Source organism: Desertivirga arenae, assembly GCF_017355785.1.
Lineage (GTDB): Bacteria > Bacteroidota > Bacteroidia > Sphingobacteriales > Sphingobacteriaceae > Desertivirga > Desertivirga arenae.
In genome coordinates, this window is record NZ_JAFEWE010000015.1 from 146,068 (window position 1) to 157,026 (window position 10,959).

The 10,959-nt window shown below is 38.5% G+C and carries 11 protein-coding genes; 8 read left to right on the plus strand and 3 right to left on the minus strand.

The features are described from left to right. On the minus strand, positions 1–1,350 hold the full coding sequence (locus tag J4N24_RS21755) for a DUF4270 family protein (protein WP_207535860.1): 1,350 nt from the start codon (positions 1,348–1,350) through the stop codon (positions 1–3). A gap of 315 nt (positions 1,351–1,665) precedes the next feature. On the opposite strand from J4N24_RS21755, the gene J4N24_RS21760 reads away from it, so the two are divergent. The 3 genes from J4N24_RS21760 (at position 1,666) to J4N24_RS21770 (ending at position 6,346) form a co-directional block, all read left to right on the plus strand. Further along, positions 1,666–3,093, plus strand: coding sequence for a DUF4270 family protein (locus J4N24_RS21760; protein WP_207535861.1), 1,428 nt, complete (start codon positions 1,666–1,668; stop codon positions 3,091–3,093). Positions 3,094–3,140: 47 nt separating this feature from the next. Continuing rightward, positions 3,141–4,982, plus strand: coding sequence for a glutamine--fructose-6-phosphate transaminase (isomerizing) (gene glmS / locus J4N24_RS21765; protein ID WP_207535862.1), 1,842 nt, complete (start codon positions 3,141–3,143; stop codon positions 4,980–4,982). Between the two features lie 425 nt (positions 4,983–5,407). Further along, the gene (locus J4N24_RS21770; RefSeq protein ID WP_207535863.1) at positions 5,408–6,346 is read left to right on the plus strand and encodes a hydrogen peroxide-inducible genes activator; all 939 of its coding nucleotides are present in this window, start codon (positions 5,408–5,410) and stop codon (positions 6,344–6,346) included. Between the two features lie 240 nt (positions 6,347–6,586). Here the strand turns inward: J4N24_RS21770 and J4N24_RS21775 are convergent, their stop codons facing one another. After that, positions 6,587–7,195, minus strand: coding sequence for a superoxide dismutase (locus J4N24_RS21775; RefSeq protein WP_207535864.1), 609 nt, complete (start codon positions 7,193–7,195; stop codon positions 6,587–6,589). A gap of 75 nt (positions 7,196–7,270) precedes the next feature. Then, positions 7,271–7,747: a nucleoside deaminase gene (locus J4N24_RS21780; RefSeq protein ID WP_207535865.1), complete on the minus strand. Its 477-nt coding sequence runs from the start codon at positions 7,745–7,747 to the stop codon at positions 7,271–7,273. A 67-nt stretch (positions 7,748–7,814) separates the two neighbouring features. Here J4N24_RS21780 and J4N24_RS21785 point away from each other — a divergent pair, with 67 nt between their 5' ends. The 5 genes from J4N24_RS21785 to J4N24_RS21805 all read left to right on the plus strand — a co-directional run bounded on the left by J4N24_RS21785 (position 7,815) and on the right by J4N24_RS21805 (position 10,949). Beyond that, positions 7,815–8,690, plus strand: coding sequence for a YicC/YloC family endoribonuclease (locus J4N24_RS21785; RefSeq protein WP_242691766.1), 876 nt, complete (start codon positions 7,815–7,817; stop codon positions 8,688–8,690). A 59-nt stretch (positions 8,691–8,749) separates the two neighbouring features. Then, complete coding sequence (gene gmk / locus J4N24_RS21790) at positions 8,750–9,325, plus strand: guanylate kinase (protein ID WP_207535866.1); 576 nt, start codon at positions 8,750–8,752, stop codon at positions 9,323–9,325. Between the two features lie 59 nt (positions 9,326–9,384). After that, positions 9,385–9,957: a nicotinate (nicotinamide) nucleotide adenylyltransferase gene (gene nadD, locus J4N24_RS21795; protein ID WP_207535867.1), complete on the plus strand. Its 573-nt coding sequence runs from the start codon at positions 9,385–9,387 to the stop codon at positions 9,955–9,957. Between the two features lie 71 nt (positions 9,958–10,028). Continuing rightward, on the plus strand, positions 10,029–10,631 hold the full coding sequence (locus J4N24_RS21800) for a MiaE family protein (protein ID WP_369806252.1): 603 nt from the start codon (positions 10,029–10,031) through the stop codon (positions 10,629–10,631). Between the two features lie 78 nt (positions 10,632–10,709). After that, complete coding sequence (locus tag J4N24_RS21805; protein WP_207535868.1) at positions 10,710–10,949, plus strand: hypothetical protein; 240 nt, start codon at positions 10,710–10,712, stop codon at positions 10,947–10,949. The last annotated feature ends 10 nt before the right edge of the window (positions 10,950–10,959 follow it).

Genomic DNA, 10,959 nt, shown 5'->3' on the forward strand with positions numbered 1-10,959 from the left:
TTAATTTTTAGTGTATGTTATTTTTAGTTTGATATTAGCTTTTGAATTATCCATCGAACCTATCACTGCTCTCTCGAGGGTTTGGTGGATACTAGCAACAGGAAGGCTCAATAGAAAAGAAGTTGTTTGGTACTTTTTTGCGTAGTTACTGACGTACTCGGTTACCGGGAAGGTATAACTAGACACCTGGTCAATGTCTGCGGCTTGCGAAAGAGTGGTTGAGGAAGTATTACTATATGAATCCGTATAAACTTGTTGAGGATTATTATTCTTGTTGGCCAGGAGCAATATCAACTGTTGTGGCAGCTTAAATGGTTTGTCAGCACCGTAAGGACTTTGAATAATCAGCTCAGCCTTATTTATAGCTACAGAAGGATCTGCAGTAAGATAATTTAATCCTGGAAATTCAAGTTTAGTTACCAGGCCAACCCCGCCCTGGACATACGTTTTGTTTCCGCTTACTACTGAACTAATTATATTACTCTTATCGGATAAAGCAGAAAGCTTCAGGTTACTTCGATCTGAAACAATACGGTTGAATTGAGAGGTTTTATCAGAAAGAGGAAAGGAAACAACAGCTTTCTCTTTCAAACCATTACTGCCTGCATAACTGTAATATAGGTTAAGAGATACAGTGTCTTTAAAACCAATAACTGCATTTCCCGCATCGCCAGAATTTATAGTTAGGCCCTTAAAATAATTCTCAAACTCCTCTTCGGTTGACACCTGGGTGGCGCTATTTCTAACAAAGGAAAACAAAGTATTACCCAATGATTCTGGTATCTTAAGGAACAGGGTATCCTTAGATCTTGGTTTAGGACTTATTTGAAAAGTAAGCAATGGAGTTGCATTGCTGTTAAAGTAACTTCGATTATAATAGGTAGATCCTGAAGAAAAAACATTTTCCTCTTCCGGATCGATATAACCCGGAACAGCTTTATAAGCTATTTTTTCACTTAGTTGATGCACTGATAGCTCTTGCCTTACTAAAGTATCACCATAATAATATCCGGAATAATTCAGTGCTATTCGAACAGAGTCTAAATGAGCATCATCAGGAATACTTACGCTTCCAGGAATTGAAAGTTTAAAGAAGGTTGAAGCTTTTACAAGTCCTAGTTCAGGATCCCGAATATTTCCAACAAGTAATAGCCCATTTCCGGCTGTAGGAAGGGAATCTAAGAGCAACGTAGAGGAAGAGACAGTAAATGTATCTGAGACAATCACACCCAGGGATCCGGTATCATTCCCAATACTTATTGTTCCGTCCTTTTTGCAGGAGAAAAAAGCTGAAAAAAAGCATAGAAAGATCAATGACTTGAAGCCTGGAAGAGTAAATCTAAAGAACATAGCTATAAAATATGTGTGTTGTTTGCACAAATATGTACCGCTGAATGCCTTTGGAAATCAGTCTTAACTTTGTTTAACAAAACAATGGCTCCGGGAACGTTTTCCTTAACAACTATTAACAAAAATGCTGTTCCTACCCGCCCCTCCATTTTACATTTTTTTACAAATTACTTTCTGAAGCGATTCCAGATGTAACAATAGAAGAGAATCTGTATCGTTGAATAGACAAACCGAACATTCAAAACTCAGGACTTATAGAAAACTTATTTTCTCTATCTTAGCGCAATTATTTTTTAAGAAAAGACATCAAGTAAAATGCCTCAAACAAAATATTATATATACTCGATCCTAGCCACTTTCACCATCATTTTTGCTAGTTGCCAAAAATCAGATCTGATTGGATTAGACAATGGAAGCGCAAATGGCAAATCAGAAACGATCACTTCTGCTGTGGATATTGCTACCGTGCCTGAAGATAGTGTTGTTACAACAGGAGTAGCCCAACATCCTTTTGGATTTTTGAAGGATCCGGTTTTGGGAGAAACCGAAGCGAACCTTGCACTAGCGTTTAACCTGCCATCTTCCGCTTTTTCATTTGGCAACGACGCAACTATCGATTCAGTTGTTTTGGTACTTAAGTATGGCAACGAACTTTACGGTGACTCTATTTCAAATTACAACATTCGTGTTGCCGAATTAGCTGAGGTTTTTCCAAAAAGTGCAAGCTCTTCCACTACCTATTATTCTACCAAAACCTGGCAGAGCGCAGTATTAGGAACTACTAAACAACTTAAGGCATTTAGCTACGGTGATACTGTTAGAGTTCAACAAATAGTAGACGGTGCTACTGATACAACGAAGAAGTTTGCGCCTCATGTGAGAATACAGCTTAGTGCTTCATCTATATTTACTAAGCTAAAAAGCGCATTGGCAGTTGACTCCGTTACAAACTTTGGCTTTCAAAAGAATTTCAAAGGCTTGTACCTAACTTTAGATCAAGCTGCTATCACAAACAAAGGAGCATTAACCTTTTTTGATCTTGCCTCCGCAAGCAATTTTAGTGGCTTAGAGGTTTACTATAAGAACAAAACAACCGCAGGCGCTTTAGACACCAATATGGCCCTTTTCGCTACAAACGCAAGCCTAGCTGCATCTAATGTTATTCATAAACACCCTACGGCTGTTAAAGCTAACGAAGGAAATGTTAACGTTTCTGAAGTATATGTACAGCCATTGGGAGGCTATAGGGCGAAGATCAAGTTTACTGAACTTGAAGCTTTAAAAGCGTTAGTATCAAAAACTGCTGGTGAAAATAAAACCATCACTATTAACAGGGCAGAGTTGGTTGTTCCTGAAGTGGGCGAATCTAACCCTCTGGCAAATACTTATCTAGTGCCCGCGCCGCGACTTACTCTTTATCGTACCGACATCGCAGGAGTTCGTCAACCCTTGCCAGACAATGCCGTTCAAATGGATCCACGTTATCTTTCAGAGCCACTTTTCGGCGGCTTTTATAACAGCAAAACCAGAGAATACAGGTTTGTAGTAACATCATATGTTCAGGATCTGCTTACCGGAAGACTTAAAGAATTTGACACATTCATAGCTCCAATAAGAGCAAATTTCACCGGAGTAGCGAATATTACCGGAGCTGGAAATACGGCAAGAAGGGCTGTTTTGGCTGGTAAGACTAACACAAATTCTAAGGTTAGACTGAGCATTGTTTATACAAAACCTGACTAATCATCTTACATTAAAATACATATTGTAGTTTAGCAAAAAAATAATCTATGTGTGGAATAGTAGGCTATATTGGACATCGTGATGCCTGGGATGTCATTATAAAAGGGCTTAAAAGATTAGAATACAGAGGTTACGATAGTTCGGGGATAGCCCTGATCAATAAGGAAAACGGAATCAGAACTTATAAAAAAGCTGGCAAAGTTTCAGACCTTGAAGCATTTGCTAAGGGGGTAGACCGTTCAGGAAGTATAGGAATGGGCCATACACGTTGGGCAACCCATGGCGCTCCTTCTGACCGGAACTCACATCCACACAGTTCTGGAGACAGAAGACTTTCTATCATTCATAATGGCATAATAGAAAACTATGCGATCCTCAAGGAGGCACTTCAGGCTAAAGGACACGAGTTTCGTAGTGATACCGATACGGAAGTACTTATTCATCTGATTGAAGAAATTCAAAAATCAGACGGTCTTGATCTGTTTGAGGCAGTACGGGTTGCACTAAACGAAGTTGTGGGAGCTTACGCTATTGTAGTAATGAGCGTGGATGAACCGGATGTTTTGGTGGCAGCCAGAAAAGGAAGTCCAATGGTGATTGGGGTAGGGCAGGACGAATATTTTATCGCATCTGATGCTTCTCCAATTGTAGAATATACTAAGAACGTTATCTATTTAAAGGATAGCCAGATCGCTTATGTAAAAACAGATGAGCTGGTTATTAAAAGTATTGATAATCGTGTTCAGACACCTTATATACAGGAGCTCGAGTTAAAACTCGAAATGCTTGAAAAAGGTGGTTTTGATCATTTCATGCTTAAGGAAATTTACGAACAACCCCGCTCCATTAAAGATTGCATGAGGGGTCGTATTTACCCGAATGAAGGGAAGATTCAATTGGGTGGCTTAAGTGAATATACGGAGAAACTCAAGAATGTAGACCGCATTATTATTATTGCTTGCGGTACTTCATGGCACGCTGGACTGGTAGGGGAATATCTTATCGAAGAGTATGCACGTGTACCTGTAGAAGTAGAATATGCGTCGGAGTTCCGTTACAGAAACCCTATTATTACCGAAAAGGATCTTGTAATCGCGATCTCTCAATCTGGCGAAACAGCGGATACAATGGCAGCAATTGAGCTGGCTAAAGAAAAAGGTGCAACGATATTCGGTATTTGCAATGTGGTTGGATCTTCAATTCCCCGCATCACACATGCAGGTGTATATACTCACGCAGGACCAGAGATCGGGGTTGCCTCTACGAAAGCATTTACAGCACAGGTAACAGTTTTGACTCTGATTGCTCTCTTCATTGCAGAAAAGCGTGGAACAATCAAACAAAGTCAAACAGTGCAAATGCTTACTGAACTAGAAGACATTCCTGACCTGGTAGAAAAGTGCCTGGAAGCAAACGATCATATCATACAAATCGCTAAGAAGTTTACTGATTCCAGAAACTGTTTATTCTTAGGTCGTGGCAGTGGATTCCCGGTTGCGCTTGAAGGAGCTCTTAAACTAAAAGAGATCTCTTATATTCACGCTGAAGGCTACCCTGCTGCTGAAATGAAACATGGCCCCATAGCCTTGATCGATGAGGAAATGCCAGTAGTAGTTATTGCTGCAAAGAACTCTTCCTACGAAAAGGTAATAAGCAATATTCAGGAAGTAAAAGCAAGAAAAGGAGTGGTGATTGCAATTGTTACTGAAGGTGATAAGGAGGTTAAGAAGATGGCTGATTATACTATTGAGATTCCTGATGCCAATGAAGCTTTCCTTCCATTGATAGCTACAATACCTCTGCAATTATTATCTTACCATATTGCAGTACTAAGAGGATGTAATGTGGATCAACCAAGGAATTTAGCAAAATCGGTAACTGTTGAATAAGCGATCACTAATTTTCACGAATTGCTCTAATTTTCACGAATTTAATAGCACGAATTTAACAGCACGAATTACACGAATTGTGGCGAATTAAGGGAGTGTTTCTACATAAGTAGATGTAAGAATCAAAGGAGGCGTTTTACAACAGCCTCCTTTTTTTATATAGATATTAACGTAATTCGTGTAATTCGTGTAATTCGTGTAATTCGTGTAATTCGTGTTTATTATTTTTTTCTTGCTAACTACCACATCAGCATAAGCGCCCTTAGCTTGCCAAGCACCGGCAAAATAATTACTTGTATTTTCATTCTATCCTCCTTCGAATTTGTTTAAACCAAAGCCTATTTTTACTTCAGCAGTTCAAACTTCTACAAAAAGATGAAATAAAAGAAATTGATATTATTTATCTTTGAATAGATGTACACTATATGACACTTGTTCAGTTAGAATATATTGTAGCAGTTGATACTTACAGAAGTTTCGTTACAGCTGCAGAAAAATGCTTTGTTACCCAACCTACCTTAAGTATGCAGATACAAAAACTGGAGGAGAACTTGGGAGTAAAGTTATTCGATCGAAGTAAACAACCTGTAATTCCGACCGACATTGGTCAACAAGTTATAGAACAAGCAAGACTTATTCTTGCAGAAAGCACGAAATTGCAGGAATTAATTGCTGCTCATAAAAATGAGTTGGCGGGCGAATTAAAAGTCGGTGTTATTCCCACTATTGCGCCGTATCTATTGCCTAAAGTAATTATGAGCTTTACTGCTAAGTATCCTAAAGTTCAATTATCTATATGGGAATATACTACCGAGCAGATTATTCAGAACCTAAAAATAGGTTTGTTGGATTGTGGTATTCTATCCACGCCGTTAGAAGATAAAAGTCTTCAGGAAATCCCCTTGTTTTATGAAGACTTCGTGGTGTATTCGTCCAGCAACAGCAGTATTGTCAACAAAGAGAACATTTGTGTAGATGATATTAATATCGAGGAAACCTGGCTGTTAAATGAAGGACATTGTATGCGAAATCAGGTATTGAACATCTGTAAAAAGAAGACAGCAACTAATGGTATCAGATCTTTCGAATACAATACAGGTAGCGTAGAAACATTGAAAAGAATGGTAGATCTGAATGCCGGGATCACTATTCTTCCCGAACTAAGTCTTTCAGATTTCTCGTCTGAGCAGATGAAAAAAGTGCGAAGGTTTGGAGAACCAGTACCTGCAAGAGAGATAAGTATTGTTACCCATCGAAACTTCCTTAAAAGAGGCCTTATTAATTCGCTTAAAAAAGAAATCCTGGAAATTATACCCCAGGATATGTTAAATAGCAGCAATAAAGCGCTGATGGAAACCTTTTAAATTATCTGAAAACTTTTCGAATCAGCCAGATAATCAAGGCGATTACAACAACAACGATAATGACACCAGTATAAACACCTGTCTTAAATATATCGCCTACTAATTCGCAACTAGACAGTAACATGGTTACCATCATTGCTATAGAGAAAAATATGTTTTTTGTCATAGAATTAAAATAAAAAAGTAGTGTACTATTAAATACACTACTTCATGACAAAATGTTTTTTTCCTACTAATGAACTATTTTGCTTGTGCGTAACGCTCTGCTACAGCGCTCCAGTTAACTACATTCCAAAATGCAGCGATATAATCTGGACGACGGTTTTGATAGTTTAAATAATAAGCATGCTCCCATACATCCAAGCCTAAGATTGGAGTTCCCTTAACATCAGCAACATCCATTAACGGGTTGTCCTGGTTAGGAGTAGAAGATACCTGTAATTTACCATCAGCAGCGACGCTTAACCAAGCCCATCCAGAACCAAAGCGAGTTGCAGCAGCTTCACTGAATTTCTTTTTGAAGTCTTCGAATGAACCGAAAGCTTCGTTGATAGCCTGAGCTAATTCGCCTGTAGGCTCACCACCTGCATTAGGGCCAATTACAGTCCAGAACAAAGAGTGATTAAAGTGACCACCGCCATTGTTACGAACAGCCGGAGCGTAAGAAGAGATGTTTGCTTGCAGTTCTTCTAAACTTTTGCTTTCAGCATCAGAACCAGCAACTGCATTGTTTAAATTAGTAACATAAGCATTGTGGTGTTTGCCGTGGTGTATTTCCATTGTAGCCTTGTCGATATGCGGTTCAAGGGCATCAGAAGCGTATGGTAACGCTGGTAATTCAAAAGCCATATTTATATTTTATTAGGGTTAAACATATTTCAGCACAAAGATAACTTATGCTTAAAAAAATTGTTCAGACAGATGTCAGGTTTTGTTTCTTTTGCTCAAAAAGAAATCTTTCATAAGACTCGCACAGTCATTCTCCCTGATTCCGCCTATGACTTCTGTTTTAGGGTGTGTAAGGCGCTGATTGATACGACGAAAGCCTAATTTAAGATCATGTGCTCCATAAACAATTCTACTGATCTGTGTCCAGTAAGAAGCACCTGCACACATTACACAAGGTTCTACTGTAACATAAAGCGTACAATCTTTCAGATACTTTCCACCTAAAAAATTCGCAGCAGCAGTAAATGCCTGCATTTCTGCATGAGCGGTTACATCGTTGAGCCTTTCTGTCAGGTTATATCCCCTTCCTATAATCCTGCCATTCGAAACTATAACTGCTCCAATTGGCACCTCGTCCTCAGCAAGTGCCTTTTTAGCTTCCTTCAATGCCTCATTCATAAAAAAGTCATCGGGGGTTACCAAGGGTTCATCTGAAAAACTAACGTACTTCATGTATATATGGGGTTATAGATGCTAGTTATAACGACAAGTATAGGGAAATAAATTCTATCTTTGACTTATGATTAAATCCATGACAGGTTACGGTATTGCTGCTAAGGATTTTGCCAATGCTAAATACACCGTAGAGATTAAGTCACTTAACAGTAAGTTTCTCGAACTTGCTCTTAAGCTACCTAAATCCTTTTCAGACAAAGAACTTATTCTTCGTAATGAATGCAGTAAGCATATCGAACGGGGAAAAGTGACTATCACCTTTACTATCGAATATCCTGAAAGTGAAAAAAAAGCAGCTCACATCGATTCTGATCTGCTTAAAATATATTATAATCAACTGAAGGATACTGCAAGCGAACTAGGAGATAATGCATCAAATCTATTACAACTTGCATTAGGTTTTCCGGAAGTTATTCAATTCAACGAAGACTTGGTATCTGAAGAAGAGTGGCTGCAGCTGCAAGGCACCTTTTCGGATGCCCTTGAAAGTTTCCAAAGATTCAGAAAAGATGAGGGAGGAATTCTTGAAAAGGATCTTGTCCTTCGCATAAATAATATATTAACGGCACTCAAACAAGTAGAAGAACTTGAACCAAGACGTATTCCGGTAATTCGCGAACGTATTAACCAGCTTCTTAACGAATACGTAGGTAAGGAGAATATCGACGATAACCGCTTTGAGCAGGAGCTGATATTCTACATTGATAAGCTTGATATAACCGAGGAAAAAGTTCGATTGAAAAGCCACTGCGATTATTTCCTGAAAGCTTTAAAATCGCCTGATGCAAATGGAAAAAAATTAGGCTTCATTTCTCAGGAGATCGGTCGCGAGATCAATACTATGGGCTCAAAAGCTAATGATGCTGGTATTCAGCAAGTAGTTGTTGGCATGAAAGAAGAGCTGGAAAAAATTAAGGAACAACTATTAAACGTACTATAAAAGAAAGTATAAAGTCAAGATAACAATGAAACTCTGACTTAAAACTTTAATAAATTAAGATGACTCAGGGCAAACTCGTAATATTTTCAGCTCCTTCTGGTGCAGGTAAAACCACTATTGTTCATTACCTTTTATCAAAGATCCCTCAATTGGAGTTTTCTATTTCTGCAACTACCCGCGAGTCTCGCGGAACGGAAGAAAACTTAAAAGATTATTATTTTATCACCAAAGAGGAGTTCCTTCATAAGGTAGCCAAGCACGAGTTTGTTGAATTCGAAGAAGTTTATTCAGGAACTTTTTACGGAACATTAAAATCGGAGATCCAGCGTATCTGGGATGCAGACAAACATGTAGTGTTCGACATAGATGTTGAAGGAGGCTTACGCCTGAAGAAAAAATACGAAGACAATGCTCTTGCTATTTTTGTTCAACCGCCATCCCTGGAAGTTCTTATACAAAGATTGGGAGGAAGAGGCACCGACAGTCCTGAGAAGCTAAAAGAAAGGATCGATAAAGCAGGCAAGGAACTTCAATATGCGGAGCGCTTTGATATCATTCTTCCTAACAATGATCTTCAAACCGCATGTGAAGAAGCAGAAAAGATTGTAAGAGCATTTCTCTTTGGCGAAAAATAAAACTTTTAACCTTTAGGCTCTTTGATTGTTTGTAGAATCCTCACAGGGGATAAAAAAGCATGAAAGTAGGTTTATTTTTTGGTTCCTTTAATCCAATACATGTAGGTCATTTAATTATAGCTAATTACATGGCTAATTATTCAGACTTGCAAAGCGTCTGGCTTATTGTCTCTCCACATAACCCTTTAAAGGTTAAAAGCAGCCTGGCTAATATGTATGATAGACTAGAAATGGCAAGGCTTGCAACAGAAGATAATGACAGGATCAAAATAAGTGATATTGAATTTAAACTTCCACAACCTTCTTATACCATCGACACGCTGATCCATTTACAGGAGCGGTATCCGGAGCATCAGTTCACACTAATTATGGGGGCAGATAACCTAACTTCGCTTAAGAAGTGGAAAAATTATGAAATTATACTAAGGGATTATAAAATTCTGGTTTACCCGCGTCCGGGATATGACAATCAGGAACTTGCATCTCATCCCTCAATCAGCATAACAGATACCCCTGTTATGGAAATTTCATCTACCTTTATTCGTAGAGCTATAAAAGAAGGGAAAAGCGTACAATACATGGTTCCTAATAATGTATTTAAGTTCATCGATAGCAAAAATTTGTACGGATAAACAACTAGCTTTTATTATAAGGTTAAAATCAACCTTTCTTCATTCAAAGCAATAAGTCTTAACTTTGCAGTGTGAGCACCGAGAAAACAATCCTTAAACTAAAGCTTCCTACAGACCCTCGCTGGGTGAAAAATGTTGTAGAAAGCAATATTGAAGAGATACTAACAGATCATGCCTTTTGTGAGCAAAAAGCAGCTAGTAATGCCATTACCCTTATCGTACAGAATCCCAATTTGTCTGATTTGGTTCAGGAGATGGCCTTGCTGGTTCAGGAAGAAATGGATCACTTCAAAAGGGTACACGATATAATACTGGAGCGCGGTTATATTCTTGGTCGTGAACGTAAAGATGATTATGTGAACGAGTTAGCTAAGTTTATAATTAAGGGCGGCGGAAGACAACATCAACTTATTGACCGTCTGTTATTTTCGGCGATGATAGAAGCTCGCAGCTGTGAACGTTTCAAAGTGCTTTCAGAAAACATCGATGATGAAAAGCTTTCTGCTTTCTACCACGAGCTTATGATAAGCGAAGCTACCCACTACACTACTTTTATCAAACTGGCAAAAAAGTATGGAGAAGGTATTGATGTTGATAAACGTTGGGAAGAATTCCTGAGCTTTGAGGCAGAGGTGATTCAGAACTACGGAAAAAAAGAAACCATTCACGGATAATTAGACCAACCAAGGCTCGGCAAACACTTTTACAAGCAAACAAATCATTTAAGATCAGGTTGTTATAAAAAAACACCTATGTTAAAGAACACAAATTTTGCTATAAGCTTTGCAAGCCTGTACCTATTGATATTTTTGATTCTTCTCCATACAGGGTTTGAGCGGACAGTATGGATAATGTTTTTCTTCTCACCTCTTATTATTGTCTACCTGGCTTATGTTATTATTCGTTACGGAGAGTATAAGGGCCGCGAGTTGAATGAGAATGAAGAATGGGCTTACGGTGATAAGAAAAAGGAAGAACTGGGAATATTTTGAGCTTTAGAGA

Bases quoted from the DNA above. Each gene is read 5' to 3' on its own strand.
- J4N24_RS21775 (WP_207535864.1), bottom strand. From the start codon at position 7,195: ATGGCTTTTGAATTACCAGCGTTACCATACGCTTCTGATGCCCTTGAA.
- J4N24_RS21785 (WP_242691766.1), top strand. From the start codon at position 7,815: ATGATTAAATCCATGACAGGTTACGGTATTGCTGCTAAGGATTTTGCC.
- J4N24_RS21805 (WP_207535868.1), top strand. From the start codon at position 10,710: ATGTTAAAGAACACAAATTTTGCTATAAGCTTTGCAAGCCTGTACCTA.
- J4N24_RS21770 (WP_207535863.1), top strand. From the start codon at position 5,408: ATGACACTTGTTCAGTTAGAATATATTGTAGCAGTTGATACTTACAGA.
- J4N24_RS21755 (WP_207535860.1), bottom strand. From the start codon at position 1,350: ATGTTCTTTAGATTTACTCTTCCAGGCTTCAAGTCATTGATCTTTCTA.
- J4N24_RS21780 (WP_207535865.1), bottom strand. From the start codon at position 7,747: ATGAAGTACGTTAGTTTTTCAGATGAACCCTTGGTAACCCCCGATGAC.
- nadD (WP_207535867.1), top strand. From the start codon at position 9,385: ATGAAAGTAGGTTTATTTTTTGGTTCCTTTAATCCAATACATGTAGGT.
- J4N24_RS21760 (WP_207535861.1), top strand. From the start codon at position 1,666: ATGCCTCAAACAAAATATTATATATACTCGATCCTAGCCACTTTCACC.
- gmk (WP_207535866.1), top strand. From the start codon at position 8,750: ATGACTCAGGGCAAACTCGTAATATTTTCAGCTCCTTCTGGTGCAGGT.
- glmS (WP_207535862.1), top strand. From the start codon at position 3,141: ATGTGTGGAATAGTAGGCTATATTGGACATCGTGATGCCTGGGATGTC.